24 protein-coding genes are annotated in these 26848 nt (G+C 68.1%); 17 read left to right on the top strand and 7 right to left on the bottom strand.

The window, feature by feature from the left end; genetic code table 11:
• Positions 1 to 151: 151 nt before the first annotated feature.
• The 6 genes from AC5RVG_RS10135 (at position 152) to AC5RVG_RS10110 (ending at position 6554) form a co-directional block, all read left to right on the top strand.
• Positions 152 to 1138: a S1C family serine protease gene (locus tag AC5RVG_RS10135; RefSeq protein ID WP_494013749.1), complete on the top strand. Its 987-nt coding sequence runs from the start codon at positions 152 to 154 to the stop codon at positions 1136 to 1138.
• 176 nt (positions 1139 to 1314) lie between these two features.
• Positions 1315 to 2568, top strand: a complete 1254-nt coding sequence (locus AC5RVG_RS10130; RefSeq protein ID WP_494013748.1) for an amidohydrolase — start codon at positions 1315 to 1317, stop codon at positions 2566 to 2568.
• Between the two features lie 23 nt (positions 2569 to 2591).
• A complete protein-coding gene (locus AC5RVG_RS10125; RefSeq protein ID WP_494000836.1) occupies positions 2592 to 4121 on the top strand; it encodes an MFS transporter in 1530 nt (509 codons plus the stop codon).
• An 82-nt stretch (positions 4122 to 4203) separates the two neighbouring features.
• Positions 4204 to 4803 carry a protoglobin domain-containing protein gene (locus AC5RVG_RS10120; protein WP_494013747.1) on the top strand — a complete coding sequence of 200 codons (600 nt, stop codon included), beginning with the start codon at positions 4204 to 4206 and terminating at the stop codon, positions 4801 to 4803.
• A gap of 368 nt (positions 4804 to 5171) precedes the next feature.
• Positions 5172 to 6077 (top strand): sulfite exporter TauE/SafE family protein, encoded by a 906-nt coding sequence (locus AC5RVG_RS10115; RefSeq protein WP_494013746.1) that lies wholly within the window; start codon positions 5172 to 5174, stop codon positions 6075 to 6077.
• A gap of 12 nt (positions 6078 to 6089) precedes the next feature.
• Positions 6090 to 6554, top strand: a complete 465-nt coding sequence (locus AC5RVG_RS10110) for an RrF2 family transcriptional regulator (protein WP_494013745.1) — start codon at positions 6090 to 6092, stop codon at positions 6552 to 6554.
• 83 nt (positions 6555 to 6637) lie between these two features.
• On the opposite strand, the gene AC5RVG_RS10105 is transcribed toward AC5RVG_RS10110, so the two are convergent.
• Together AC5RVG_RS10105 and AC5RVG_RS10100 are read right to left on the bottom strand one after the other, a co-directional pair.
• Positions 6638 to 7966 (bottom strand): MFS transporter, encoded by a 1329-nt coding sequence (locus AC5RVG_RS10105; protein WP_494013744.1) that lies wholly within the window; start codon positions 7964 to 7966, stop codon positions 6638 to 6640.
• A gap of 27 nt (positions 7967 to 7993) precedes the next feature.
• The gene (locus tag AC5RVG_RS10100) at positions 7994 to 8608 is read right to left on the bottom strand and encodes a flavodoxin family protein (RefSeq protein WP_494013743.1); all 615 of its coding nucleotides are present in this window, start codon (positions 8606 to 8608) and stop codon (positions 7994 to 7996) included.
• Positions 8609 to 8849: 241 nt separating this feature from the next.
• Here AC5RVG_RS10100 and hpaH point away from each other — a divergent pair, with 241 nt between their 5' ends.
• The 5 genes from hpaH to AC5RVG_RS10075 all read left to right on the top strand — a co-directional run bounded on the left by hpaH (position 8850) and on the right by AC5RVG_RS10075 (position 12728).
• Entirely contained in the window at positions 8850 to 9635 is a 786-nt protein-coding gene (gene hpaH / locus AC5RVG_RS10095; RefSeq protein ID WP_494013742.1) for a 2-oxo-hept-4-ene-1,7-dioate hydratase, read from the top strand.
• Positions 9620 to 10438 (top strand): HpcH/HpaI aldolase family protein, encoded by an 819-nt coding sequence (locus tag AC5RVG_RS10090; RefSeq protein ID WP_494013741.1) that lies wholly within the window; start codon positions 9620 to 9622, stop codon positions 10436 to 10438. Before hpaH ends, AC5RVG_RS10090 begins: the two co-directional genes overlap by 16 nt.
• A gap of 131 nt (positions 10439 to 10569) precedes the next feature.
• Positions 10570 to 10782: a hypervirulence associated TUDOR domain-containing protein gene (locus AC5RVG_RS10085; RefSeq protein WP_494013740.1), complete on the top strand. Its 213-nt coding sequence runs from the start codon at positions 10570 to 10572 to the stop codon at positions 10780 to 10782.
• A gap of 79 nt (positions 10783 to 10861) precedes the next feature.
• On the top strand, positions 10862 to 11929 hold the full coding sequence (locus AC5RVG_RS10080) for an alcohol dehydrogenase catalytic domain-containing protein (protein ID WP_494013739.1): 1068 nt from the start codon (positions 10862 to 10864) through the stop codon (positions 11927 to 11929).
• 46 nt (positions 11930 to 11975) lie between these two features.
• Positions 11976 to 12728: an ArsR/SmtB family transcription factor gene (locus AC5RVG_RS10075; RefSeq protein WP_494000846.1), complete on the top strand. Its 753-nt coding sequence runs from the start codon at positions 11976 to 11978 to the stop codon at positions 12726 to 12728.
• A gap of 172 nt (positions 12729 to 12900) precedes the next feature.
• Here AC5RVG_RS10075 and gap read toward each other — a convergent pair whose 3' ends face one another.
• Positions 12901 to 13920: a type I glyceraldehyde-3-phosphate dehydrogenase gene (gene gap / locus AC5RVG_RS10070; protein WP_494013738.1), complete on the bottom strand. Its 1020-nt coding sequence runs from the start codon at positions 13918 to 13920 to the stop codon at positions 12901 to 12903.
• Positions 13921 to 14002: 82 nt separating this feature from the next.
• Between gap and AC5RVG_RS10065 the strand changes: the two genes are divergently transcribed.
• On the top strand, positions 14003 to 15214 hold the full coding sequence (locus AC5RVG_RS10065) for an ROK family protein (protein ID WP_494013737.1): 1212 nt from the start codon (positions 14003 to 14005) through the stop codon (positions 15212 to 15214).
• A 67-nt stretch (positions 15215 to 15281) separates the two neighbouring features.
• Here AC5RVG_RS10065 and AC5RVG_RS10060 read toward each other — a convergent pair whose 3' ends face one another.
• Positions 15282 to 16229, bottom strand: coding sequence for a D-2-hydroxyacid dehydrogenase family protein (locus tag AC5RVG_RS10060; protein ID WP_494013736.1), 948 nt, complete (start codon positions 16227 to 16229; stop codon positions 15282 to 15284).
• Between the two features lie 183 nt (positions 16230 to 16412).
• On the bottom strand, positions 16413 to 16955 hold the full coding sequence (locus tag AC5RVG_RS10055; protein WP_494000850.1) for a YceI family protein: 543 nt from the start codon (positions 16953 to 16955) through the stop codon (positions 16413 to 16415).
• Positions 16956 to 17213: 258 nt separating this feature from the next.
• Between AC5RVG_RS10055 and AC5RVG_RS10050 the strand changes: the two genes are divergently transcribed.
• The 5 genes from AC5RVG_RS10050 to AC5RVG_RS10030 all read left to right on the top strand — a co-directional run bounded on the left by AC5RVG_RS10050 (position 17214) and on the right by AC5RVG_RS10030 (position 23445).
• Positions 17214 to 18785: a molybdopterin-dependent oxidoreductase gene (locus AC5RVG_RS10050; protein WP_494013735.1), complete on the top strand. Its 1572-nt coding sequence runs from the start codon at positions 17214 to 17216 to the stop codon at positions 18783 to 18785.
• A gap of 212 nt (positions 18786 to 18997) precedes the next feature.
• On the top strand, positions 18998 to 19633 hold the full coding sequence (locus AC5RVG_RS10045; RefSeq protein ID WP_494001311.1) for a uracil-DNA glycosylase family protein: 636 nt from the start codon (positions 18998 to 19000) through the stop codon (positions 19631 to 19633).
• A gap of 131 nt (positions 19634 to 19764) precedes the next feature.
• Positions 19765 to 20514 (top strand): ZIP family metal transporter, encoded by a 750-nt coding sequence (locus tag AC5RVG_RS10040; protein ID WP_494013734.1) that lies wholly within the window; start codon positions 19765 to 19767, stop codon positions 20512 to 20514.
• 315 nt (positions 20515 to 20829) lie between these two features.
• Positions 20830 to 22695 (top strand): APC family permease, encoded by a 1866-nt coding sequence (locus AC5RVG_RS10035; protein ID WP_494013733.1) that lies wholly within the window; start codon positions 20830 to 20832, stop codon positions 22693 to 22695.
• Positions 22696 to 22875: 180 nt separating this feature from the next.
• Positions 22876 to 23445 (top strand): hypothetical protein, encoded by a 570-nt coding sequence (locus AC5RVG_RS10030; RefSeq protein WP_494013732.1) that lies wholly within the window; start codon positions 22876 to 22878, stop codon positions 23443 to 23445.
• On the opposite strand, the gene AC5RVG_RS10025 is transcribed toward AC5RVG_RS10030, so the two are convergent.
• Complete coding sequence (locus tag AC5RVG_RS10025; protein ID WP_494000855.1) at positions 23350 to 24927, bottom strand: dynamin family protein; 1578 nt, start codon at positions 24925 to 24927, stop codon at positions 23350 to 23352. The genes AC5RVG_RS10030 and AC5RVG_RS10025 overlap by 96 nt on opposite strands.
• Entirely contained in the window at positions 24924 to 26753 is a 1830-nt protein-coding gene (locus AC5RVG_RS10020) for a dynamin family protein (protein ID WP_494013731.1), read from the bottom strand. The genes AC5RVG_RS10025 and AC5RVG_RS10020 overlap by 4 nt, the downstream gene beginning before the upstream one ends.
• Positions 26754 to 26848: the final 95 nt, after the last annotated feature.

Genomic DNA, 26848 nt, shown 5'->3' with positions numbered 1-26848 from the left:
TGTGCTTTTCCGATTTGGGCGGCCGGCAACCAGCCGGCCGCCCGCCGTCGCGTGGTTAACTCCGGGTTCACTGAAGGCGTAGCGGCAGCCGGATTAAACCGGGCCATTCTGCGGTTCCATAGTGAGCAAGCAAAGCTCCCGGAGGTGGGCCGTGAACACGATCCCGGAACCGCATGCCGACCCGCAGGCGGCGCACGCCGCCCAGGACCCGCTGGACTCGTATTCGGCGTCCGTGGTGCGCATAGCGGAGACCGTCACGCCGCACGTGGCGGGCATTCAGATGGACGTGCGACGCCGGGACAGGAGCTTCCCGTCCGGCGGCTCGGCCGTGGTGTTCACCGAGGACGGCTACCTGCTCACCAACGCGCACGTCGTGGCGAACTCCGACGGCGGCCACGCGGCCTTCGCGGACGGGTCACGCACGGACGTTGACGTGGTCGGCGCGGATCCGCTCTCCGACCTCGCCGTTCTGCGCGGCCGGCTCACGGTGCCGCGCCCGGTCGAGCTGGGCGATGCGTCCAAACTGCGCGTAGGCCAACTGGTCGTCGCCGTCGGCAGCCCGCTGGGCCTCTCCGGCTCGGTGACGGCCGGGGTGGTCAGCGCGCTGGGCCGCTCCATCCCCGTGGCCGCGGGCAGGAACCGGAGGGTGATTGAGGACGTCATCCAGACGGACGCCGCACTGAACCCGGGCAGTTCCGGCGGCGCCTTGGCCGACGCCTCCGGACGGGTGGTCGGGATCAACACGGCCGTCGCCGGGATCGGGCTCGGCCTGGCCGTGCCGATCAACGCCACGACCCGCCGGATCATCTCCGCGCTGCTGGCCGACGGACGCGTGAGGCGCGCCTACCTCGGCCTGGTGAGTACGCCGCTGCCGTTGTCCCCGCGGGATATCATGCGGACCGGCGAGCGGAACGCGCTGCGGGTGGTCGAGGTGCTGCCCGGCTCCCCCGCCGAGCAGGCCGGACTGCGGCCGGGCGACCTCGTGATCCGGGCCGCCGGGCAGCCGGTGGCCAGTGCGCAGAGCCTGCAGCGGCTGCTTTTCGCGGATGCCATCGGCGTGGAGTTCCCGCTGGCCGTGCTGCGCGGCGGGTCCGTGGTGGAGCTGACCGCCTGGCCGGTGGAAATGTCAGCCGGTTAAAACGCGAGCCGCGGCCTTTGGCCCGCCGTGCGCGGCGCCCGTGCCTCGGATGCGGAATCGCAGGTGGCCGGGACACCGCCGTCGTCGTTGTGTCTGAACGGTCCACGTCCTACCGTTGGAGGAAGCACGCCTAACCAGCCGGCCCCCACTTCGGCCGGCGGACCAGGAGGGCAACCATGGCGATCACGGACGGCCTCGCCGGCTCACTCGAGCGGGAGCTGGGCTGGCAACGGGACCTGTACAAGGACCTGCACCGGAACCCCGAGCTCAGCATGGAAGAACACCACACCGCCGACCTGATCGCGCGGGAGCTGACCGGCTTCGGCTACGAGGTCCAGCGGATCGGCGGGACGGGCGTCGTCGGGGTCCTCAACAACGGTTCCGGCAGCACGGTGCTGGCACGGGCGGACATCGATGCGCTGCCGGTCGCCGAGGCCACCGGCCTGGACTACGCCGCAGAGACCACCGCGAAGCTTCCCGGAGGCGGGACCACCGGCGTCATGCACGCCTGCGGCCACGACATGCACATCGTGTCCCTGCTGGGTGCGGCAAAGCTGATGGCCGGACACAGGGACCGCTGGGCGGGCACCTACGTGGCGCTCTTCCAGCCGGGAGAGGAGACTGCCGCCGGAGCCCGGGCAATGGTCGACGACGGCCTGGCCGCCAGGATTCCTACACCGGACGTCGCCTTCGCCCAGCATGTGATGCCCACCGAGGCCGGGAAGATCGGCACCACGGCCGGCCCCATCCTCTCGGCCGGCGACTCCCTGAAAATTACGGTCTACGGGCGCGGCGCCCACGGCTCCATGCCGCACAACTCCGTGGACCCCGTGGTGCTGGCCGCATCGATCGTGCTGCGGCTGCAGACCATCGTTTCCCGCGAGACCAAGCCGGGCGAATTCGCGGTGGTGACTGTCGGCGCCTCCAACGCGGGCACCAAGTCCAACATCATCCCGGACCGTGCCGAGCTGCTGCTGAACCTGCGCACGTACGACCTGGGCCTGCGGGAACGGATCATGGCATCGATCGAACGGATTGTCCGCGGCGAGTGTGCGGCCGCCGGATCGCCCCGCGACCCTGAGTTCGAGTACTACGACCAGTTCCCGTTGACCAGCAACGACGCCGAAACGACCGAGCGCATCACGGCCGCCTTCAGCCGGCATTTTGGGGGCGATCAGGTCTACCGTGCCGAACCCGTCACGGCCTCCGAGGACTTCAGCCGGATTCCGGATGCCCTCGGGGTGCCCTACACCTATTGGACGGTCGGCTCCGTTCCGGCCGACGTCTACCGGGAAGCCGTGGAGAACGGCACTGTCTCCGAAGACATTCCGGCCAACCACTCACCGTTCTTCGCTCCCGCCATCGACCCGACGCTCTCCGTTGCCACCCAGGCGCAGGCCGTTGCAGCTCTGGAGTACCTGGCAAAGTAAGGCAAAGTAAGGGGTCGTTTGCCATGACCGAATCCACCACGACCACAGTCCGCACGGACTGGAAACCTACCGACAAGTGGCTGCTGGGCATCGTCCTGGCCGTCATCAATTTCTGGCTCTTCGCGCAGACTTTGCTCAACGTCATCCCGGGGATCCGGGACCAGCTTGGGGTCGAACAGACGCTGGCCAACCTGGCCGTCTCCATCACGTCGCTGTTTTCCGGGATCTTCATCGTCGTCGCGGGCGGACTCGCCGACCGGATCGGCCGGGCCAAGATCATGTACGCCGGGATCTACCTCAGCATTCTCGGCTCCCTGCTCATCGCGCTGACACCGGAAAACCTCGGCGGCCTCACCGACTTCATGCTGCTGGGCGGCCGCGCGATCCAAGGCCTGTCCGCCGCGTGCATCATGCCTTCGACCATGGCGCTGATCAAGAGCTACTACGAGGGCAAGGACCGGCAGCGGGCACTCTCGTATTGGTCCATCGGCTCCTGGGGCGGCTCGGGCTTCTGCGCCCTGTTCGGCGGCCTGATGGCCACCTCCTTCCTGGGCTGGCGGTCCATCTTCTGGATTTCGATCGTGCTGTCGGTGCTGGCGCTGTTCCTGCTGCGGGGCACGCCCGAGTCGCGGGCGGCCGCCGATCCGGAGGCCGCCGGGCACCGCTTCGACTGGGGCGGGCTGGCCTGCTTCATCGTCATGCTGGTGGCCATCAACGTGTACATCTCCCAGGGGCCGGCCATCGGCTGGTTCAGTTGGCCGGGGGTCGCGCTGGTGGCCGCTTTCGTGGTGTTCGGCCTGCTGTTCCTGCAGATCGAAAGCCGCCGCCACTTCGCGTTCGTGGACCTGAAGCTGTTCAGAAACGGCACCTTCACCGGCGCGACGCTGTCCAACTTCCTGCTCAACGGAGCCGCGGGCACGCTGATCGTTTCGCTGGGACTGGTGCAGGTGGCCGCCGGATTGAGCTCGCTGCAATCGGGCCTGCTGACGCTCGGCTACCTGATCGCCATCCTCGCCACCATCCGGGTGGGCGAGAAACTGCTGCAGCGCTTCGGCCCGAAGAAGCCGATGCTGTGGGGCAGCATGATCACCGGCGTCGGCATCCTGCTGTGCTCCACCACGTTCCTGCACATCGAAGAGTACATAGTGCTCACTGTCATCGGGTTCACCCTGTTCGGCGTCGGCCTGGGGTTCTACGCCACCCCGTCCACCGACGCCGCCCTGTCCAACGTCCCGGACGCCCAGGTCGGCGCGGCATCCGGCATCTACAAGATGGCGTCCTCGCTGGGCAATGCCATCGGCGTGGCCATCTCCGCGGCACTGTATGTGGCCGCGCAGGCGGTGAACCCGGAACTCATCCAGTCCTGGGGCCTGTTCATCGGCCGCCAGGACAACGTGGCGCTGCGCTTCGGCGGGGCGGTCGGCCTCCTGTTCAACGTGTTCATGGTCGTGGTCGCCATCGCCTCGATTATCGTCACGGTCCCCGCCACCAGGAGCAAGGAGGAGGAAGAGGCCCGGCCGGACGTGGTCCCGCCGCCGGCCTTCGGCAACTAGGCATCGTTGACCCCACCGGCGTCGCGGAGTATAAATGGCCGTTCAAGGCGCCGGTCCCACACCTTCCAGCGGAGGCACTGCCATGTCGGTCCATGCATCCAGCGGTTCAGACATCCCCGGCTACGAGTACGGCACGGTGGCGCATTCACCGGTCACGTTGGCCGAGCTCGATGAGCTCAAGGCCAGCGCCATGTTTGGCGACGAGGACGCCGCCCTGCTGCACCGGGCCGGCGAGATCCTTGACGGCCAGGTGGAGGACGTGCTCGACGTCTGGTACGGATTCGTCGGCGGCCAACCCCAGCTGGTCGCGCACTTCTCCCGGCCCGACGGCCCGCCCATTGAGGACTACCTGAATGCGGTCCGCCGCCGGTTCGGCCAGTGGATCAGGGATACCTGTACCAAGCCCTACGACCAGGAGTGGCTGGACTACCAAAACGAAATCGCCCTGCGGCACACCCCCGAACACAAGAACGAAACCGACCACGTGGGGTCTACTCAGGTCGTCCCGTTGCGCCACCTCATCGCGCTGATCGGGCCGGTGGTCACCACGATGCGGCCGTTCCTGGCCAGCGGCGGGGATCCCGTCGAGAAGGTCGACGCCATGATGCAGGCATGGCTGAAGGCAGTGGTCCTGCAGATCGCGCTCTGGTCCCGGCCCTACACGCTGCCGGGCGAGTGGTGACGGCGACCGGCGGAAGGATCAACGCCAGGGCAACTCCGGTTCTGCCCCGGCCGATACCCAGCCCCAGCGGAATGGTGATGCAGGGCGCCTGAAACTTCAGCGGCGCCTCGATCACCGACATGCCGACAATCAGGCCCAGAGGGCCCGGCAGCACCAGCCGCGCCGCCATGCGCAGGCAAACCGTGTTGTGCCTCCCAGTCCACGCTCCGTCCTACGTTTCCGCGGGAGCGGCACGGCCAACCGCGCACGTTCCTCAAGATTTGCTCAGGGATGTTTGCTCACGACGGATTGCTATCGACACGGACCCGTGGTGTCCATACACTCCAAACTCTAGTGACTTACTAGGGTTTCGGGGGAAAGGCACTCACATGCGCAATCTGTTCCTCATGGCCATCGTCGGCCTCCTCGCCCAGATGGTCGACGGCTCGCTCGGCATGGGATACGGCGTGACCTCGTCCAGCCTCATGATTGCCGTGGGCATCGCTCCCGCTGCGGCCAGCGCAGCAGTCCACCTCTCCGAGGTCGGCACGGCGCTGATCTCCGGCTTCGCCCACCACAAGTTCGGCAACGTCGACTGGCGCATCGTCGGGATCATGGCGGTCCCGGGGGGCATCGGCGCCTTCATGGGAGCCAACTTCCTGGTCAGCCTGCCGGCCGACGTCGCCAAGCCGTGGGTTGCCCTGCTGCTTTTCCTGCTCGGCGCCTACGTCCTGTTCCGGTTCCTGATCCTGTCCGGCCGCCGGCCGCAGTTCAAGGGCCAGGTCAAGGCCGTCGTCCTGATGCCGCTTGGCCTCGTCGCCGGCACGATGGACGCCATCGGCGGCGGCGGCTGGGGGCCGATCGGCACCACCTCGCTGCTGTCCACCGGCAAGATCGAACCCCGCAAGGTCATCGGCTCGATCTCCGCCACCGAGTTCATCGTTGCGGTCAGTGCCTCGCTGGGCTTCCTGCTCGCGCTCGGACGGGAGGGCATTAACTTCGCCTGGGTTCTGGCCCTGCTCGCCGGCGGCGTCATCGCGGCCCCCGTCTCGGCGTGGCTGGTTCGGCACCTGGCCGCGGCGGTCCTCGGCGTAGCAGCCGGAAGCCTCATCATCCTGACCAACGCCAAGACCATGATGGAGACGTGGGGCGGGGCGGAAAAGAACTCCGCCCCGGTGTGGCTCACGCTGGCAGTCCTGGCGGTCGCGGCCGGCCTGTTGATCACGCAGGCCGTCCGCAGGGAGTTGCGCCGACGCCGCGAGGAGGAGCCCGAGCTGGAGCTCGCCGGCGCCTGAGACAATGGGCGGGTGCACATCACCGCCAAATCCGACTACGCCCTGCGCGCGCTGATCGTCATCGCCCGGTCGTCCGAAGCGCAGACCGGGACGCTGGCGGCCGAGGCCATAGCGGCCGCCCAGGACATCCCGCACAACTACTTGCTGTCGATTCTCGCCGACCTGCGGCGCAGCGGCATTGTGCGCAGCCGCCGCGGCCAGGGCGGCGGTTGGCACCTGGCCCGCACCGCGGTGGAGATCACCGTCGCCGACATCATCCGCGCGGTCGACGGGCCGCTGGTGAGCGTGCACGGGGTGCGGCCCGAAGCGGTTCAATACGAGGACCCGGCAGCGGTTCTCCAGCCGGTCTGGATTGCCGCGCGCAGCAGCCTGCGCGAAGTTCTGGAGTCGGTTACCCTGGACCAGCTTGCCTCCGGTCAGCTGCCCGCAGAAGTCACCGGGCGCAGTTCGCGCGACGATGCGTGGGAGCCCAGGTAGACATGCCTCATCGCCTTGCCTTCCCGCGGCGGGCGACGATCAGTGGCCCGGCCTGAGCCGGGCCCGGCGAAGGCGGCCGCCCTCTAGCCTGCCCGCCCTGTTCCCCCATTGCCGGCCGACGCAGCCTTCGAGGGCACCCTGCCGTCCACGCGGTAGCGCGGGTTCCTGCGCCGGCCGCCGACCACGGGCGGGTCTTCGATGTTCCTGGGCCCGTTGATCATGACGGCGCCGACCAGCATCACCACGATGCAGGCGCCCAGCATGGCGAACGAAGCGGTCCAGGAGCCGGTGGCCTCGTGCACCACGCCGAACAGCAGCGGGGCGACGCCCGCGCCGGCGTAGCCGATGCCCTGGCTGAAGCCGGACAGCACCGCCGAGCCGTGCGTGGTGCGCGAGCGCAGGTTCACCATCAGCAGCGCGGTGGCGAAGGTGCCCTGGCCCAGCCCGGAGAGGGTCATCCACCACCAGGTGCCGCTCTCCGGCGAGAGCAGCAGGCCCAGATGCCCGCCCACCCAGCAGGCGGTGAACACCAGGATGGCGGCGATGGGGTGCCTCAGCCGCGGCACGATCAATGGCACCAGCAGGCTGGCAGGCAGCCCCAGGATGGCGAAGTACGCCAGCGCCGACCCCGCCGTCGCGGCGTCAATGCCGTGTTCGGTCAGGTACGGCGGCAGCCACGCGAAGTACACATACGTCTGCGCGGAGTTGCCGGCCAGGAAGATGGCCAGGCCCCAGGCCACCGGCGAACGCCACGGATTCAGCTTCACCGGCCCCGCCGCGGCTTCGAAGGCGCGAACGGCAGGCCGCCCGCCGGCGCCGTCCATCCGTCGCTTGCGGCGGTCCCGTGCCGCCTGCACCGCCCACGGGATGAGCACCACGGCGCTGACCGAGGCCCAGAGCGCGATCGATGTCCGCCAGCCCGCGGCGTCCGCCACCGGGACCGCCAGCTGCGGGCTCATCGCGGTGCTAACCGCCAGCAGGGTCACATAGCCCGCGGTCACCACGCCCACCCGGTCCGGGAAGTATTTCCGGACCAGCGGCGGCAGCACGACGTTGCCGATTCCGTACCCCGCCATCACCACCGCGCTCAGGGAAAGGAACGGCCACACGCCGTCGACGGCGGCGCGGCCTAACTGGCCGGCGACCGCCAGCAGCACGGCGGCCACCAGCACCTTTTCCAGCCCGAGCCAGCGGATCAGCGCCGGGGTGCCCAGGCCGGCGGCGGCGAACACCAGCGGCGGCAGCATCGCCAACACGCCGATGCTGGTGGCGTCGAAGCCGAGTTCGGGGCCAAGCCGGCCCAGCAGCGGACCGACCGCGGAGACCGCGGCGCGCAGGCTCAGCGCCATCAGCAGGATGCCCAGCAGCGCGCCGATCCGCCCGGTCCACGGCCTGCGGAGGAAGTAGTTCACCCGCCTACCCTAGCCGCGGCCCGCCCCTTACCCGGCCGGATACGGTTTGCGGCGCAACAGCCGGGCCAGATGAACGGCATTGCGCGCCGCGGTGGCCGTCGTTGCCACGGTCACGTCCGGGGTTTCCGGCAAATCCTGGAAGTCGGTACCGTGCATCGCCTCCCCCACCCAATACGTGGACCCCTGCGCCGGCAGGCTGAACCCGATATCGCCCAGGCCCTGGTACAACTCGGCGGTCACGTGATGGGCGCCGTCCTCATTGCCGACGACGGCCACCAGCGCGACCTTGTTGAACATGCTGGGCCGGCCCTGCTCGTCGGTTTCGGACAGCTCCGCGTCCAGGCGTTCGAGCACGAGTTGCGCCTGGCTCGCGGCGTGGCCCAGCCAAATCGGTGTCGCCAGCACCAGGATGTCGGCGGCCAGGACTTTGGCGCGGATGGATGGCCAGGCGTCGCCGTTGCCCATGTCGGTCTGCACGCCGGGTTTGACGTCGTGGTCCACAACCCGCAAGAGGTCACACGTGACGCCGTGTCCCGATAATTGCGTGAGCACCTGCCGGGCCAGCAGTTCGCTGCTCGACGGCTTAGGCGACGGTGTCAGGGTGCAGACCAGTGCCAGTGCGTTAAGTTTTGTATCCTCCATAGCGCCATTCTGCGGCTTCGGGCAGTTAATGGACAGGCCGCCGGCCGCACCACCGGCCGTCGACGATCTTCCAAAACCCGTTCCGGGCCGCCACCGTCCGCTCCCCCTGTAACCAACTTCCGGGCGGTGACAGGCGCCGCCGTAAGATGGTGCTGGCGCCCTTCCCGTGCGGCGCCGCGGACTGCCGAACGCCCGCCCCGGGCGGCTGCGGCCTGCGAAGAACTAGGAAGTGGTGCCAAGGATGCTTGACCCGTCAACGATCGAGTCCATCGCCGACGAGCTGGTGGAGGCCGGCCGGACACGGACGCCGGTGAAACGGCTGACCGCCCGCTACCCGGAGATGACCATTGAGGACTCCTACAAGGTGCAGAACCTGTGGCGCGAGCGCAGCGAGGCCGCCGGCCGTACGCTGGCGGGCCGGAAGATCGGCCTGACGTCCAAGGCCATGCAGTACGCCACCGGCATCAGCGAGCCGGACTACGGGATTATCTTCGATGACATGATCCTGGAGAACGGCTGCACGGTGAAGTGGGACCAGTACACCCACCCACGCATCGAAGTGGAACTGGCCTTCGTGCTCAACCGCGACGTCAAGGGCCCCAACGCCACCATTTTCGACGTTTTGAACGCCACCGAGTACGTGGTTCCCGCGCTCGAGATCCTGGACTCGCGGATCGAGATGGAGGGCCGCACCATCGTTGACACCATCTCCGACAACGCCGCCATGGGCGCCATGGTCATCGGCGGCAACCCGGTCCGCCCGCAGGACGTGGACCTGCGCTGGATCTCCGCCATCCTGTACAAGAACCAGACCGTGGAGGAGACCGGCGTCGCCGCCGGCGTGCTCAACCATCCGGCCGCCGGCGTCTACTGGCTGGCCAACAAGATTGCCCCGCACGGCGACCACCTCAAGGCCGGTGAAACCATCCTCGCCGGCTCGTTCACCCGCCCCATGTGGGTACACAAGGGGGACACCGTCTTCGCCGACTACGGGCAGTTGGGAACCATCACGTGCCGTTTCGAGTAGAGCCCGATCCGTCCTTCAAGGACGCCCTGTCCACCGCCGACCGGCCGCTGGCCGGCATCTGGGTCTGCTCCGGCTCGCCCCTGGTGGCCGAACTCTGCGCCGGGGCCGGCTTCGACTGGATCTTCATCGACGCCGAACACTCCCCCAACGGGCTGGAGTCTGTGCTGGCGCAGTTGCAGGCCGTGCGCGGCTACCCCGGCATTCCCGTGGTTCGCCCGCCCGTCAACGACACCGTGCTGATCAAGCAGTACCTGGACCTGGGCGCGCAGTCACTGATCATTCCGATGGTGCACACGGCCGAACAGGCCCGCGCCGCCGTCGCGGCCACCCGCTACCCGCCGGCCGGCGTGCGCGGCGTCGGTTCCGCGCTGGCCCGCTCGGCCCGCTGGAACCGCATCCCGGACTATCTCACCCGCGCGGAGGAGACGCTCACGGTCATTGTCCAGATCGAGTCCGCCGAGGCCGTGGAGAACGCTGCGGAGATTGCCGCGGTGGACGGCGTGGACGGCGTGTTCATCGGCCCGTCCGACCTGGCCGCCTCGATGGGCGTGATTGGCCAGCAGGAGCACGCGGACGTGGTCGCCGGCGTGGAGAAGGCGCTGAAGGCCGCCAAGGCGGCCGGCAAGTTCGTGGGGGTCAACGCCTTCGCCGAAGCCTCCGCCCGCCGCTACATGGAGTGGGGCGCCGATTTCGTCGGCGTCGGGGCGGACGTGGCGCTGCTGGCCCGCGGCTCCGAGACCCTCGCGGCCAAGTACATCCCCTCCGACGGGGACGGCACGGCCGGCACCCCGGCCAGCTACTGATCCTCCGCAGAACGACGGCGGTGCTTGGGCGGGTTTCGCAGCCCACCTAAAGCGCCGCCGTCCTACGCGGCGAGGTGCAGCAACTGCTGGTTGGGGAAGCGTCCTTCGGCTAAAAATGCTAAGACTTGAGCATGGCTGCTTCATTCAAGGTTGGGGATAGAGTGCGCTGGAATTCAGAGGCCGGCGAAATCCACGGCAGAGTCACCAAGGTCCACACCAAGGACTTTGAATTCCGGGGCCGCACGAGGCGCTGCTCCGAGGATGAGCCACAGTACGAAGTCCAGAGCGACAAGACGGACCACTTGGCTGTCCACAAGGGCTCGGCGCTGCGCAGAACGGACTAACCGGCGACGCCGCCAAAGGCTCTTAGGCCTGAAACTGCACGGCCGTTTGAGGCTCCACCGAAGTTCAAGGAAACAAGACGTGGCAACTGTCTCCAGCAATCTTTCCGGCCGGCAACCAACCGTTCGGGCGCTGGCGCGGATTTCCCACACGCACGGGGGCGTCGGGCTGATCGACCACCCGCTGCGGGCGCCGACAGCGGACGAGGTGGAACTGCGGGTCAGCCTCTGCGGGCTGTGCGGCTCGGACGTAATTGTCTACCGCGCCGACGCGGCAGCAGCGCCGGTTCCGCTGGGCATGGTGCTCGGGCATGAGTCGGTCGGCACGGTGGTCCGCACCGGGCTGCTGGTTCCCGAATGGCTCGCGCCGGGCACCCGGGTAGTGCCCATTTCCACCGTGGGCTGCGGCCGCTGCGAGGCGTGCCGGGCGGACCAGCCGCATCTTTGCGCCGAGCGCTCCGGTCTGGGGCTGACCCAGCATGGCCAAGCCACTTCACGGGCTCTCGTTCCGTGGCGCAATCTGGTGCCGGTGCCGGAGTCGGTTCCGGACGCCACGGCAGTTCTAGCAGAGCCCGCGTCCATCGCCTGGCGCGCGGTCTCTACTGTCGCCCGCATCCAGCCCGGCGAGCGCGTGGCAGTCTCGACCACCCGCAGCATCGGCCTGCTCGCCGGCCTGATGGCGCAGCGCGCCGGCGCCGAGGTGACGATGATCGGCCGCGAAGGTCCCGGCCACGCGGCTCGGGTTGAGTTGGCCCAGGGCCTTGGCTTGCGCAGCACCACCGAGCAGCAACCCAACACCTACGATGTGTGGGTTGAAGCGACCGGTGCTGGTATCAACCTGGCACGTGCCGTTCAGGAACTGCGGCCCTTGGGCCGCCTGGTCATGGTGGCGATGTACGCCACCGGGACCGCCCCGGCGCCCGTGGTCCGGACCAGCAAGAACCTTGCGGTCCGGAACAGCTTCATCTCCACCCGGCCGGATTTCGAGCAGGCCCTGGCGTTCCTTGCCACCAGTCCGGATTTGGGCGAGCGCCTCATCACGACCTACCCCATGGGCCGGGCCGTCGAAGCGCTACGGCTGACAGCCGGAGCCGGCACCGACGCCGCCGGGCGGCCGCTGGTCAAAGCGGTCCTCATCCCCGATGCCTGAGCGGACCCTCTCGACATGTGACTAAACAGTCACCTATTATGGGCGCATGGATGCCGTGTTCAAGGCCCTGGCGGATCCCACCCGGCGCGGGCTGCTGGACGAACTGTTCCGCGAGGACGGGCAGACCCTCACCGCACTCGAAGCGCGGTTCGGCATCACGCGCTTCGGCGTCATGAAGCACCTGAAGCAACTGGAAGAGGCCGGCCTGGTGGTGACCCGCCGCCGCGGCCGGGAGAAACTGCACTTCCTAAATCCGGTGCCCATCCGGCTCATCCACGACCGCTGGGTGAGCAAGTATGCACAACCATGGGCCGCTGCCCTCAGCGACCTCAAATCCCGATTGGAAAGTCCCATGGAGAAAATCTTCGAGATCTATATCCGCACCACCCCGGAACAGCTCTGGGAAGCCATCACGGACAGCGAGACCAGAAGCAAGTACCAGTTCGGCAACCGGATCGAGACGGACTGGACGCCAGGGTCCGGGTACGCGGTGACCAACCCGCGGGCCGATGCGCCGCTGAGCGAAGGCGAGAACCTGGAAGTCGATCCGCCGCGCCGGCTGGTCCAGACGATGCGCGCACTGTGGGGCGAGGACGTCGCGGCCGAAGGCACGTCCCGGGTGACGTGGGAGATCGAACAGGTGGAGGACTCCTGCCGCCTCACCGTGACGCACGATCAGCTGCGCGAGGGGGCCAACGAGCAGGTGTACGGCGGCTGGCCGATGGTCCTGTCCGGCCTCAAGACGTGGCTGGAGACCGGCGAGAAACTCACCACACCCGGCTCGCTGATGTACACCTGATACCGGCTAGAGAGCACTTCGGACATCAGAGCGCCCCGGAAGTTCTGGCTGGCCGGCGCTCTCACCCCCTAGTCCCATCAAAGAATCAGCAGGCGCCCTTTTCACGACTGGAAAGGGCGCCTGCTGAATAGTCAGTCCGGAGTCAGTGTCCGGGAGCGGGATCGGAGCGGAATCAGGAGAGCTTGGACGCCACCAGCGAGGTCAGGTCCACCAGGCGGTTGGAGTAGCCCCATTCGTTGTCGTACCAGCCCACGACCTTGACCTGGTTGCCCATGACCTTGGTGAGGCCGGAGTCGAAGATGGCCGAGGCCGGGTCGGTGACAATATCCGAGGAGACGATGGGGTCCTCGGTGTAGGTCAGGATGCCGGCCAGGCGGGGATCCGCGGCTGCCGCCTTGAACGCGTCGTTGACTTCCTTCACCGTTACCTCGCGGCCGACCGTGACGGTGAGGTCCGTGGCGGAACCGGTGGGCACCGGCACGCGGATGGCGAAGCCGTCCAGCCGGCCCTTGAGCTCGGGCAGCACCTGCCCGATCGCCTTCGCTGCCCCGGTCGAGGTGGGAACCATGTTGATCGCGGCGGCCCGGGCCCGGCGCAGGTCGCGGTGCGGCCCGTCCTGCAGATTCTGATCCGCGGTGTAGGCGTGGATGGTGGTCATTAGGCCCTGCTCGATCCCGAAGTTCTCGTGCAGCACCTTCGCCAGCGGGGCCAGGCAGTTGGTGGTGCAGGAGGCGTTGGAGACGAGGTGGTGGGCACCGTCGTCGTACTCGCCGTCGTTGACGCCCATTACAACGCTGAGCACATCGCCCTTCGCGGGAGCGGAAATGAGGACCTTGCGGGCGCCGGCGACCAAATGCTTTTCGGCATCCGTGGAGCTGGTGAAGCGCCCGGTGGACTCGATCACGATGTCTACGCCGAGCTCGCGCCAAGGGAGGTTTCCGGGGTCGCGCTCGGCCAGCACCTTGATGGTCCGTCCGTCAACCACCAGGTCGCCGTCGGCGACCTTGACGTCCGCGCCCAGCCGGCCGACCACGGAGTCGTACTTGAGCAGGTGCGCCAGGGTTTCCGGCGAGCCGAGGTCATTGATCGCCACGATCTCGAGGTCTGCACCGATCTTGCCCTGCGCCATGGCCGCCCGGAAGTAGTTGCGGCCAATGCGCCCGAAACCGTTGATGCCAATCCGTACTGCCATGGGAACTCCTTTTATTTAGCCTCTAAATTTATGTTCCATTATTATTATCCTGATACTGCCGGACGAGGTCAAGGGGATCGATGTGAGCACCACCGCCACCACTCCGCAGGTCCTGCGGCTGACCAACCTGAAAGCCGTCCTGTCGGTGATGCGCGAGAACGGCGCAGTGACCGGGAGCGACCTGATCGAGGCGACCGGGCTGACGCGTGCCACGGTCATCGCGGTCTGCGACGACCTGGTGTCCCGGGGCTGGGCCCGCGAGGTGGCCGGCGAACGCGTGCTCGGCACGGCGAAGGGCAGGCCGGCCCGGCGGTTCCAGTTCAACCCCGGGGCGGGCTGCGTGCTGGGACTGGACGTCGGCATGGCCACCGCCACCGTGCTGGTGGCGGACCTGAACGGCCTGGTGCTGGCCCGCATCTCAGAGCGGTTCGAGAAGCCGCCGGCTCCGGCGGACTCGCGCCGCTCCACGATTAAGCGGGCAGTAGCCGCCGCCCTGGCCGAGGCCGGACTGCCGCCGGAATCGGTGCTGGCGACGGCCATCGGGGTGTCCACCGTCGTCGATCGCCACGGCAACGTGGCACCCGGACATGAACTTTCCGAGCACTTCGACATTGGCCTGCAGACCGAGGTCTTTGCCCGCTACGGCTGGCCGGTGCTGCTGGAGAACGACGCGAACCTGGCGGCCCTGGCGGAGCGCTGGAGCGGCGCCGGCAAGGGCGTCGACGACTTGGCCGTCATGCTGGCCGGCGAGCGGCTGGGCACCGGCCTGATCGAATCGGGCCGGCTGCTGCACGGCTGCAACGGCGGCGCCGGCGAAGTGGGCACCCTGGAACTGGTGGACGGGGTGGGCAGCCAGGACGGCATCGCGCGGCTGGCCCGCTACTGGGGCAACGAGGCTTTGGCCTCCGGCAGGCCCACCTTGATCCGCGAACTGGTGGGGCGGGGCACCACGCGCGTGTCGGCCCGTTTCGTCTTCGAGGCCGCGGCCCGGGGAGACGCGGTGGCGCAGGAAATCCTGGAGCGCATCGGCCAACGGATGGCCCGCGTGGTCGCGATACTGGGCACCTTCCTCAACCCGGAGCTCGTGGTGATCGGCGGTGCGGTGGCCGCCTCGGCGTCTGCCCTGCTGCCCACCATCAACCGGGAACTCCCCAAGCTCACCGCGACGCCGCCGCGGGTGGCGGTCTCCGGGTTCGGCGACGCGATTGTGGCCACCGGAGCCGTGCGGCTGGCCCTGGATTACGTGGAGGAGCACGCCATGGAACTTGTCCCGGCCGGCATGGCGGCGAGCTAGGCGCGATCCCGTCGGGGACCCACCGGACGCCCGGCGGAAACGACGGCCTCCCGCGTGCCGCCGCCGGTCAGGTGAGGACGTTTATGGGAGCCCCGTCGAGGTAGGCCAGGATGTCCTCGAGCATCTGCGTGTACCCCAGCCTGTGGGCCTCCTCGGTGACGAAGCCGACGTGCGGGCTGAGGATCAGGTTAGGCACGCCGCGCAGCGGGCTGTCCTGCCGCAGCGGCTCCACATCGTAGACGTCGAGCGCGGCGCCGGCGATCCGCCGTCCCGCCAGCGCAGCCACCAAGGCGTCCTCGTCCACCAGCGGTCCGCGCGAGGTGTTGACCAGCCGGCCGCCGGAACCGAGGAGGTCCAGCTCGGCGGCGCCGACAATCCCGCGGGTGGACTCCGCCAGCCTCAGGTGGACGCTGACGATGTCCGAGCGCCGGAACAGGTCCTGCTTGGACACCCACTCCGCCCCGTGGCCGGCCGCGCGCTCCCGGGTCAGGTGCGGGCTCCACGCCAGCACGTCCATCCCGAACGCCTGCGCGTAGCGGGCCATCAGCTGCCCCAGCCTGCCCAGGCCCAGCAGCCCGAGGGTGGACCCGGCCAGGTCGAGCCCCATCCGGGCCTGCCAGATCCCGGCCCGCACGTCCCTGTCGTTCTGTGGGATCTCCCGGGCCACAGCCATCACCAGCGCCCAGGCCAGCTCGGCCGGAGCCTGCGTCGTTTTCTGCGTTCCGCACACGGTCACCCCGCGGGCGCGCGCGGCGTCCAGGTCGATCGAGGCGTTGTGCATGCCGGTAGTGGTCACCAGCTTCAGGCCGGGCAGCAGGTCCATCAGCTCGGCGGTGATGGGCGTCCGCTCGCGCATGGTGACCACCACCTGCGACCCTTCCAAGCGCTCGGCGAGAGCGCCGACGTCGTCACAATGGTCCGTGAAGCGTTCGACGGCGATGCCCGCCGGCAGTTGCTCCCACGGGGCGCAGCCCAGTGCCACGTCCTGGTAGTCATCGAGGATGGCGATCTTCACGATGCCAGCGTATCCGCCCGGGGCCCGGGAGAGCCGGGGAGCCCCGGCTTGGCGGGCGCGGTGCCGGGTGCTTTAAGCTGCGCAGCCGGGCAAGCTCCGGATCAGCGCAGTTACGCCCAGGGCGTTAACGCAGCAGGCAGGGCCCGGAGCGGATCCGGGCCCTGCCTTTGGGTGTCGCGTGGGTTAGTTGGCCGGCAGCACGAAGGCCGAGTCAACCGTGATGGTGACCTTGTCGCCCACCAGCACGCCGCCGGCTTCCAGGGCGGCGTTCCAGGTGATGCCGAATTCCTTGCGGGAGATCTGCGTGGTGGCAGAGAAGCCGGCGCGGGTGGCGCCGAACGGGTCAACCGCCATGCCGCCGAATTCGACATCGAAGACCACCGGCTTGGTGGTGTCCTTGATGGTCAGCTCGCCGGCCAGCCGGAACTCTTCGGGAGTGCCTTCGACGCTGGTGGCCTTGAAGGTCATCTCCGGGTACTGCTCCACGTTGAAGAAGTCTTCGCCCTTGACGTGGGCGTCGCGGTTGTCATCGTTGGAGTCGAACGAGGCGGTCTTCACGACGGCTTCGACGGAGGAAGTGGCCAGGCTGTCGCCGACCACGAGGGTGGCGTCGGCGTCGGTGAATTGGCCGCGCACCTTGCTGATGCCGGCGTGGCGGACGGAGAAGCCGACCTCGGTGTGGGACTGGTCGAGATTCCAGGTTCCGGGGGTGAGCTGTACGGCCATTTAGTGCCTCCTGGTTGAAGTTAGGATGTGAAGCCCGGGTGAACTTCATGCTTATGCATCTACCGTAGCAGCTGATAGTTGAAGAGTCAACTAATGGCCGGTGAACGGCAGGCAACATTGCTTCGCCCGCCGCGGGAGGCCGCCCTGCCAACACCCACGGTGGTTGTCCTGCGCCCTGCTTCGGGTAGATGATCGGAGCAGGGCACGATGCCACCCGTTCGGAGACATCCGGCCCCGTCATCGAGCGAAGGACACGGCATGGCAGCACCGCCAGCCACGAAGGCCACGCTGACCGGGTGGTCGCCGGCCCTGCTGGCGGGCGTCGCGTCCGCGGCCGCGCTCTTTGGCACGGCTGAACTGGCGGCAGCTTTTTTCGGCCCGGCCGCCTCCCCCTTCGGCTCGGTGGGCGCCGCCGTCGTGGAACTCTCCCCGACCTGGCTGACCGAATTCGCCATTTCGACTTTCGGGACGGCGGACAAACTCGTGCTGTTCATTGCGATGGCGATCGTTGCGGTGCTGATCGCCGCCGCGGCCGGCCTGCTCGCAGCCCGGCGCTGGACCGCCGGCGCGCTGGTGGTGGTGATGCTCGCGGCGGGCATGGCGGCCTGCGTGCTCACCCGCGCCGGGGCTGTGCCGGCCGATGCCATTCCGACGGCGCTGGGAACCGCGGCTGGCCTGCTCTGCCTGCGCCGGCTGATCAGGCTCCTGCCCCGGCCCGCGCCCTTGTCCGTGGGCGACGCGGCCGTCATGCCGGAGGTTCCGGACCGCCGCCGCTTCCTGGCGAACGCTGCGGCGATGGCGGGTGTCGCCGTCGTCATGGGGATCGCGGCCGGCGCAGTTTCGGCGGCGCGGAACAGCGCACGGCAGGTGCGCCAGGCATTGGGGCTGCCGGTCCCCGCGCGGCCTGCCGGGCCATTGCCGGAGGATGTGCAGGCACCGGTGGACGGGGTGGTTCCCTTCGTAACCCCCAACGAGGAGTTCTATCGCATCGACACTGCGCTCATCGTCCCGTCGGTAGATCCGGGGCAATGGCAGCTGCGCGTTCACGGACTGGTTGAGGAAGAGTTCAGCATTAACTTCGAGGAGTTGCTGGAGGCCGACCTTGTGGAGAGCTACACCACGCTGACGTGCGTTTCGAATCAGGTGGGCGGGAACCTGGCCGGCAACGCCCGCTGGCTGGGGTATCCGCTGCGCGACTTGCTGGCGCGTGCGCGCCCCCTGCCGGAGGCGGACATGGTCCTGTCCACCAGCGTCGACGGCTTCACTGCTTCGACCCCCTTGGAAGTGCTCACCGACGGGAGGGACGCGCTGCTCGCGGTCGGGATGAACGGGGAGCCCCTGCCACTGCAGCACGGTTTCCCCGTGCGGATGGTGGTGCCGGGGTTGTACGGATACGTGTCCGCGACCAAGTGGGTGGTCGACCTGGAGCTCACGCGGTTTGCGGACAAGGCCGCCTACTGGACCACCCGCGGCTGGTCGGACCGCGGTCCGATCAAGACGGCCTCGAGAATCGAGGTGCCGCGGCCCGGAGCCCGCCTGCCGGCCGGGACGCTGGCCTTCGGGGGAACGGCCTGGGCCCAGCACCGGAGCCTGTCAAAGGTCCAGGTGCAGTTGGACGACGGCGACTGGGTGGACGCCCAACTGGCGGCGGAGGCTTCCGTGGACACCTGGCGCCAGTGGTACTCGGTGCAGGACGAGGTTCCGGCCGGGCCGCACCGGCTCCGGGTGCGCGCCTGGGAGGCCGACGGAACGCTCCAGACCGAGGCGGCGGCACCGCCTGCTCCGGATGGCGCCACCGGCTGGCACAGCGTTGATTTCACCGTTGCTTAACCGCCGGGTCATCTTCGTCACAGGACCCGCGCCCGATGCCCGGGATTCCGCCGCCGGTCTGCAGGAGGCGCCCAGCTTCGGTTGCTATGCTCAATAGCCGCCTCCCGTCGCCGCAGGCGGCTGCCCGTTCCCACGGCGGCACCGCCGTCGTTCCCCGGCGCACCGATTTCCTACCGTTCACCTTCCCTTCCCTCCAGGAGACCCGCACCCCGATGACCAGCCCGGCAGTATCCGATCAGCACAAGGACCTCATGGACCGCAGGTACGACTCTGGCGTCGCCGACATTAACCGTCTCTGCGACGAACTGCGGGACCTGAAGCCGGGTACCGAGGTCCCTTACGTGGATCCGATCCACGACGCCGATGAATGCCGGATCGTCTCGCTCTACTCGAACATCGGGCACGCCTCGGACACGGGTTTCATCTGGCCGGGAGACCAGGAGGCAACGACGCGGATGCTCGGGCTGCAGTGGCAGCTCGGCCTGCGGCCCCAATACGTGATGCCGTGGAACGTGCATCCGTGGTTCACCCCGGGCGAGGCCAACGGCAAGCTCACCCCCGACCAGATCAACGCCGGCCTCAAGCCGCTGCTGAAGATGCTGACGCTGGTGCCGCGGGCCTCGGTGCTCGTGGCACACGGAACCGAAGCCCAGCGGCTGGCCGGCTTGCTGCTGAAGACCGAGAACCCGCTGCTCTGGCGGCGCGGCTTCAAGACCTACAAGGTTCGGGCGCTCAGCGGCCGGGCCTTCGCGGGTTCGCCGGCCCGCCAGCAGGAATGGCTGGACGCGATGCACGAAGCCTATGCCGACGCCATGGCGCGCACCGGATTGGGCCGGCCCGCCAAGTAGCACTGCGACCCGGCTCGCCGGACCGCGGGCGCCCGGCCGTCCATCCCGCCCATCCGGCTGAACAATCCCTCTCCCGCCATGGCGGCTGCGCCTTCCCGCGGCTAGCCTGAGCCTGGACGGGAGGAACAGCCATGCCGTTGTGGATGACCGCGTTTTCCGTAGGGGCGATGGGCGGTGCCGCGCTGGTGCTCGGCTGTGCCGTCGCTTGGAAATGGGACATTCCCGTCAAGGTTGTCTCGACGGTCATGGCCTTCGGCGCCGGCGTCCTTATTTCGGCGCTCGCCTTCGAACTGGTCGACGAAGCGGTAACGACCGGCGGGATCGGCGCGACCATCGGAGGTTTCCTCGTCGGCGCCTGTCTCTTCGTGGCAACGAACGCCCTGCTGGCCACAAAAGGGGCCAGGCACCGCAAACGGTCCGGCAATCAGCAGCCCGCCGAAGGAGATACCCCGGGCAGCGGCCTGGCGATCGCCGCCGGCGCCCTGCTGGACGGTATCCCTGAATCCCTCGTGCTGGGCCTCGGCCTCGTCGCCGGGGGAACAGTCAGCCCCGCAATGTTGGGAGCCGTGTTCATTTCCAACATCCCCGAAGGGCTCTCCAGCAGCGCCGGCATGAAGAAGGCCGGGCGGGGTGCGGGCTATGTTTTTGGCGTGTGGGGCACCATCGCCGTGCTCTCCGGAGCCAGCGCACTGGTCGGCTACCTTGCGCTGCAAGACGCACCGGAAGAGCTCGTGGCGTTCATCAACGCGCTGGCGGCGGGCGCCATCCTGGCCATGGTCGCCGACACCATGATCCCCGAGGCCTTCGAAGAGCATCACATCCTCACCGGCCTCACGGCAGCGCTCGGGTTCGTCACGGCCCTGGGCCTCGATGCGCTGTAACCCGGCCCCTGCGGCCATCCCGGCCACGCTGCAACCAGGACCAATCACGGTGAGAATCAGCAGGTTCGCCATTGCGGGGAACCGGATGCGGAATCCACAAAATTTTCTCGTTCCCCGTCAATGACGGATCTATACTGTGGGAGCGCCCTGCGACAGGGCCCCGGGCAACGGGGCCCGCCCGGCCGGGGCGACAGGAGAAAATCGGTGCGCTGGTCGCTCGAACATACGGTCCCGGCTGTTGTCCCGAGGCCGGCTCCCCCGCCGCCGCTTCGCCGCGCGCTTAGCCGCTGGCTGTTGATGGACAAAGTTCCGCCGGTGGGCCGCGAAAGCGCAGCGCGCGGGACGCCCCATCCCTGGTGGAAGGTCGTGTGCCTGACCGGCGTTGACTACTTCTCCACGCTCTCCTACCTGCCCGGAATTGCCCTGATCGCTGCGGGACCGCTGTCGCCGCTGGCAACGCTGCTCATTGTGGGGCTCACCTTGCTGGGAATGCTCCCGCTCTACCGGCGCGTAGCGGCGGAGAGCCCGCACGGGGAAGGCTCGGTGGCCATGCTCGACCGGCTCCTGCCGTTTTGGAAGGGGAAAGTTGTTATCCTCGTCCTGCTCGGTTTCGTTGCCACATCGTGGATCATCACCATCACACTCTCGGCCGCCGACGCAACGGTGCATTTGCTCGAGAATCCCTACTCTCCCGGCTTCCTGCAGGGCCACCCGGTTCCAGTCACCGTCGTGCTGCTGTTGGTCCTCGGGGGCATCTTCCTGATCGGATTCGGCGAGGCTGTAGCCATTGCCGTGCCCCTGGTGACCGCGTTTGTGATCCTGAATGCGGCCGTCATCATGGCCGGCCTGTCGCTCATCGCGCAGGACCCCGGCCGCATCAGCGACTGGGCGCAGGCCATGGCCGTTGCCAGCCCCGGCCCCGGCAACCTAACCTTGTCCCTGCTACTGGCATTTCCTCTGCTGATCCTGGGCCTGTCTGGATTCGAGACCGGCGTGAGCATGATGCCGCTCGTGGCGTCCGAGGGGCACACTCCCGCACAACGCCTCGCCTCACGGGTCCGCAATACCCGGAAGATGCTGACGTGTGCTGCGGCTGTTATGAGCGGATTCCTGATGGGCAGCAGCTTCGTGACGGCCGTCCTCATCCCGCCCGAGGCCTACGCCGCAGGCGGCCCCGCGGATGGCCGGGCCCTCTCCTATCTTGCGCACGCACTGCTCGGCGAGGGGTTCGGCACGATCTATGACGCGGCAACGGTCTTGATCCTGTGGTTCGCCGGAGCCTCGGCGATGGCCGGGCTGATCAACATCGTCCCGCGTTACCTGCCGCGCTTCGGAATGGCCCCCGAATGGACCAGTGCGATCCGGCCCGTCGTCCTGGTTTACACCGGGGTCAGCATCCTGCTCACCGTGGGTTTCGGGGCGGATGTCAACGCCCAGGCCGGAGCCTACGCCACAGGCATCCTGGCCATGATGGTGTCGGCGGCCGTCGCTGTCGCCGTCACGACTGCACGCCGCCACAAACGCCGCACCGCTGCCGGGTACGGCGCCCTCAGTTTGGTGCTGCTCTACGCACTGCTGGCCAACGTCCTGGAAAAACCCGAGGGCATCGGCATCTGCGGGCTGTTCATCGTCGGCATGGTCGGCGTCTCGCTCGTCTCCCGCGTCGCCCGCACCATAGAACTCCGCGCCGAACGTATCGAATTCGACCAGACTGCCCGGCGGTTCATCAGCGATTCCTTGGACAACGACGGCTCGCTGAACATCATCGCCAAGCGCCGGCCCGGCAACCACGACGATTACAGTGCCAAGGAAGACGCGCAGCGGCACATGAATCCGGTCCCGGGGACGGCGGACGTCCTGTTCCTCGAAATCGACATCGTGGACCCTTCGGCCTTCGCCAAGGTGCTTCGCGTCCGCGGCATCGACGTCGGCGGGTACCGGGTGCTTCGTGCGGAAAGCCCCGCGGCCCCGAACGCTATTGCCGCCATCCTCCTGGCCGTGCGGGACGCAACGGGTGTTCGCCCCCATGCCTATTTCGAATGGTCTGAAGGCAATCCGCTCGGCCACCTCTTCCGCTATCTGCTCCTGGGAGAGGGAGACACGGCTCCCGTAGTGCGCGAAATCATCAGGCAGAATGAGCCTGACCCTGCCCACCGGCCCGGGATCCATGTGGGCGGATAGCGGCGGCGGAAGCCCGCCCTGACCGCTGAGATGCCGCACGCCGCCGTCGTCGTGGGCACGGCGGCCGGAGGGCGGTCACGCCCGGGCACGAGCATTGCGGTCGCTTTGGGTGGCGGCTAGATTATCTCCATGTCTCAGGAACCAGGGATGGGGGCGCCTGGAGCTCAGGGAACCGGGGGAATGTCCGGCGAACCGGAACGTCCCGCGCCACCGCGTCCGCAGATGTCCGATCTCACGCCGCCTCCGATCATCGGGACTTTGGTGCCGCCGCCTGCTGTCAAGAGGGTTCGCGCCTTGTGGATCCTCAGTTTTGTTTCGGGACTGATTGCGGGGATCTTCGCGTATTTCGCGCAGGAGGAGATCCTCAAGCACCTGCGCGGGCTCATCGACGGTTTGGAGCAGGGCGCCGACGAGGAGACCGTGGAAGCGCTCGCGGTGGTGGTTTTCTGGGGAACCCTGGGCGTGCTGGCGCTCGTCATGCTGATCGAGGCCGTGCTGCTGCGGGCCCTTATGCGCCGGCATGGCAAAGTGCGCTTCGTGCTGCTCGCCATGCTGTTCGTCCACGGGGCGGTGACCCTGCTGGCCGACGAATTCCTGGCCGCTCCCGGCGATCAGGAATTGGGCATCAGGATCATGCTGGTTCTGCAGCTGGTGCTAGCCGGCGCGGCGGTAATCGCCAGCGTCCTGAGCGGGGCCAACCAATGGTTCCGTGCCGAGCACCAGGGGCGGCGAGGCAGGCCGCCTGCCTGAAGCAGGCTGCATTCCGGCCAACAGTTCCTCGCAGCTGCGAATGACGGTCTGGCAGACCTCGGCGACGGCACGGCCGCGCAGCGGGTCGCCGGCCACGGCGTGCCAACGTCTCAGGCACGCCACGGCGTGCTCCCGCAGGACCTCGCCCGGGGCGTCACGCGGAAGCCCCAGGCGTTCGGGCGCCGAGACGCCTTCGCCGCCGATCATCCGTTCAGCTTCGGCGGCCAACTCCGGCTCCAGCGGCAGCCCGGTGGTGCGGGCGGCCGCCAGCAGACGCAGTTCACGGAAGGCGTGGGCGCTGGCGAGCAGCCGTTCCAAGCCGGCCGCGACTCCCGCGGCGCCCGGGCGGGGGTGATCGTTCAGCAGCTTTTCGACGCCGACCAGGGCCGTCCGGGCTTTCAACTGTCCGGCCCGGGCTTGGAACTGCCCGGTCATCACGGCCAGCAATTCGTCCAGCCCGCTGCGGCGGGCCAGTTCGTGGGCCAGCGCGGTCGGCTCCGAGATGCCTCCACGGAGCAGCGCGGCTGCCAGCCGGAGCCCGAAGAGCCCGAACCTGTCCAGCAACTTGGCCCGCGCTTCCGGCGTGGCGGACAGCGGGCCTCCCGGACGGACGAAGCGGTCGGCGGACAGCAGGAGCAGCTCCCGTTCCCGCCTGTCCAAGGAAGCGAGCTCGGCGAGGACGGCGTATTCCGCCTGCCGCAGGCTGCGCGCCGACTGGGCCAGCAGGCCGGCGATCGGCACTACCCCGAGGGCCAGTGAACGCAACGCCCCGTCACGGCGGTACCGCGCAGCGATGTCCCGGGCGGAGAGCATGGCGTCGATCCGGCCGGACCCAACCTCGTCCGCACGGGACAATACCGCCAGTGCGTTGACGGTACCGCTCTGGCCGGCCGCGGTATCACGGAAGGACTCCAAGAAACCCAGGTCGGACGCGTGCAGGTGCCGCAGCAGGTAGATGATCGCGTCGGCCTCCGAGGGCGCGTCGGCCGGCGTCAGGAAATCGGTGGAGCGGGCCGACACGTCCCGGGAGAGCGAGGCAATGCCCGGCGTGTCGATCAACGTCACGTCCCGCAGGGTTCGGGACGGCCAGTCCACCACGAGCCTGTCGACGTCCTCTGCCTGGACCCCGCCGAGCTCGAACACCAACCGGCCGTCGGTGCGCTTGGTCGGCAGGTCCCGGGGCGCTCCAGAACGCGGGTGCAGGGTAATCCGCGGAGTGTCGCCGAAGCGGTACCAGGTGACCACCCGGGTGCACTCTCCCGTGTCGGTCGGGGCAATCTCTTCGCCGATAATGGCGTTGAGCAGGGTTGACTTGCCCGCTTTGACCATGCCCGCAATGGCGATCCGCAGCGGCTCGTCGAGGCGGCGGGCATACTCCTCCAGCACCTGACGCACGGCCGGTTCGTCGCGGTAGGCTGCAATCGCTTCCTGGACCAGCCCGCGCGCCGCTTCGACATCCGCTCCGGCTGCCGCGGTATTCATGCCTGTCCAGCCACTTGCCGTGCAGCGTCCAGCGCCAACGCCTGCTTGCGCAGCGACTCCACGAGTGCGAGGGACGCCTTAAGCTCCTTGATCCGCAGGTCGCGTTCCTGGTGGAACCGGCTTGCCGCCTTCTGTGCCGCCAGTACCGAATCCGCCAGCGAGCGATGGTGCTCTTCGGCCAGTTCGGTGAAGTGGTCGCGGGTGGCCCGCTGGACGATCCTGAGCCGGTCCTTGAGCTGCTTGCCCACCTGGAACACGACCTCATCGACTTGTTTCCGGACCAGGGCCTTGGCCTCCGATTGGCGGCGCTTCAACCGGGCTTCCTTGTCTTCACGGTAGGCCTTGCCTCCCAGCAGCAGGCCGGCGCCGACCGAGATCGGGTTGATCAGCGCCATGCCCGCGATCCCGGTGAGGAGGCCGAACATCAACACACCGCCGTACGAACCCCGCATGCCGATCAGTATTTTCTGGACCGTTCCAAGGCGTCCTGCATCCAGATCCGGGATTTCCTCGACCGGGTCGAGCACGTTCTCCGTGGAATCGACCTGCAGCAACGGCAGGGTCACGTCGTCCTGGTTGAAGTGCTCGGCGACCTTTTCCGCCAGCCACAACGACCGTTCGTTCGTCCACACGAAGGTGTCGGACACGGCCGCGGCCACACGCTGTTCCAGCCAGTGCACAAACTGTTCCCACTGCGGACCGGGATCCCCGGCATCAATGGACTGCTCGGCGTCCCGCAAAATGCTGCGCAGCCGGTCTCGCAAGTCGTATTCCATATCGGCGATGAGATCGCTCATGCCGTCATTGAGCGTGACCTGCCAGCGGGAAGAACGACGGCGGAGCTCGTCGGCGCGTTCCTTGGCCGTTTCCAGCTCGGCCAGCATCTCCGGGGTGCCGTCCGGATTCTCCAGCGCGCTCAGTTCGGACTTCAGCGACAGCCGCAGATGGTCCATGGCGGAAATCAGGTCCTGCGCCACGGACCGCCGCTGGAGCCGCTCGGTCTGGCCCAGGATCTTTTGCCGGAGGTAGGCCACCAGCTCCGGAAATCCCGATTCGGCGTTCAGTTCGCTGTCACGCATTTCGGCCGCCCGGAGGCGAAGTTCCGAGGAGACCGGAATCAGCGGCACGTCTGCCCCGATCCGCTTCAAATGGCCCCTGTCCAGTTCGGCCACGCGGCGCCATTGCGGGTACAAATCCGTCTTGGACAGGACGCCGGCCACATTGGGGCAAATCCGTTGCGCCTGCCGCAGGAACCGGATCTCCGGTTCGGTGAACTCCTGGGATGCGTCCGAGACCAACAGCACGGCGTCCGCCGTCGGCAGTGCTGTCAGCGTGGTGAGGGTATGGGCCGAGTCCAATCCCCCGACCCCCGGCGAGTCCACCAGGGCGAGTCCGCCGTGCAGGACCTTCCGGGGCAGGGAAACTTCCGCTGCTGCCAGCCGGCGCTCGTTGCCCGGATTCCCCCGTTCCGAGACGTGCTCGGCGAGCTCGTCCAAGGCGACCGGGAGACGCTCCAGTTCAACGTCCCCGTCGCCGGAGTCGGTGCGTTCCTTCGGAACCAGGATCACGGCTGAGGCAGGCTCCCCGTGCTTTACCACCGTCGGCACCGAGGTGGCGACGTCGTCGTCGATGGGACAAACCGGCGCATTTACCAGGGCGTTAATGAGCTGGCTTTTGCCCTGCTTGAATTCACCGACGACGATCACCCGGGTGGCCGGATCCTGCAATCGCTTGCGGGTCTGTTCCAGGCGCCGCTGCAAGTCTGCGCGCTCACCCTTCTTGGCCAATTCCTGGCCCTGATCCACCAGCTTGACGAGCTCGACCACCGTATCCCCTTTTGACTTCCGGCCCCGCGGCCGGACCGTGACACTGTCCAGCAGGAGGTCCCCCGGCCTCCTGCTGGACAGCTGATCTGTCGTGA

It is taken from the genome of Arthrobacter senegalensis, from assembly GCF_059091765.1.
Note: the sequence above shows the minus strand (reverse complement) of the source record. Positions and strands in the feature narration are given on the sequence as shown.

Bases quoted from the DNA above. Each gene is read 5' to 3' on its own strand.
- AC5RVG_RS10050 (WP_494013735.1), top strand. From the start codon at position 17,214: ATGGCAGCACCGCCAGCCACGAAGGCCACGCTGACCGGGTGGTCGCCG.
- AC5RVG_RS10055 (WP_494000850.1), bottom strand. From the start codon at position 16,955: ATGGCCGTACAGCTCACCCCCGGAACCTGGAATCTCGACCAGTCCCAC.
- AC5RVG_RS10125 (WP_494000836.1), top strand. From the start codon at position 2,592: ATGACCGAATCCACCACGACCACAGTCCGCACGGACTGGAAACCTACC.
- AC5RVG_RS10100 (WP_494013743.1), bottom strand. From the start codon at position 8,608: ATGGAGGATACAAAACTTAACGCACTGGCACTGGTCTGCACCCTGACA.
- AC5RVG_RS10085 (WP_494013740.1), top strand. From the start codon at position 10,570: ATGGCTGCTTCATTCAAGGTTGGGGATAGAGTGCGCTGGAATTCAGAG.
- AC5RVG_RS10045 (WP_494001311.1), top strand. From the start codon at position 18,998: ATGACCAGCCCGGCAGTATCCGATCAGCACAAGGACCTCATGGACCGC.
- AC5RVG_RS10115 (WP_494013746.1), top strand. From the start codon at position 5,172: ATGCGCAATCTGTTCCTCATGGCCATCGTCGGCCTCCTCGCCCAGATG.
- AC5RVG_RS10040 (WP_494013734.1), top strand. From the start codon at position 19,765: ATGCCGTTGTGGATGACCGCGTTTTCCGTAGGGGCGATGGGCGGTGCC.
- AC5RVG_RS10075 (WP_494000846.1), top strand. From the start codon at position 11,976: ATGGATGCCGTGTTCAAGGCCCTGGCGGATCCCACCCGGCGCGGGCTG.
- AC5RVG_RS10025 (WP_494000855.1), bottom strand. From the start codon at position 24,927: ATGAATACCGCGGCAGCCGGAGCGGATGTCGAAGCGGCGCGCGGGCTG.
- gap (WP_494013738.1), bottom strand. From the start codon at position 13,920: ATGGCAGTACGGATTGGCATCAACGGTTTCGGGCGCATTGGCCGCAAC.
- AC5RVG_RS10120 (WP_494013747.1), top strand. From the start codon at position 4,204: ATGTCGGTCCATGCATCCAGCGGTTCAGACATCCCCGGCTACGAGTAC.
- hpaH (WP_494013742.1), top strand. From the start codon at position 8,850: ATGCTTGACCCGTCAACGATCGAGTCCATCGCCGACGAGCTGGTGGAG.
- AC5RVG_RS10030 (WP_494013732.1), top strand. From the start codon at position 22,876: ATGTCCGGCGAACCGGAACGTCCCGCGCCACCGCGTCCGCAGATGTCC.
- AC5RVG_RS10130 (WP_494013748.1), top strand. From the start codon at position 1,315: ATGGCGATCACGGACGGCCTCGCCGGCTCACTCGAGCGGGAGCTGGGC.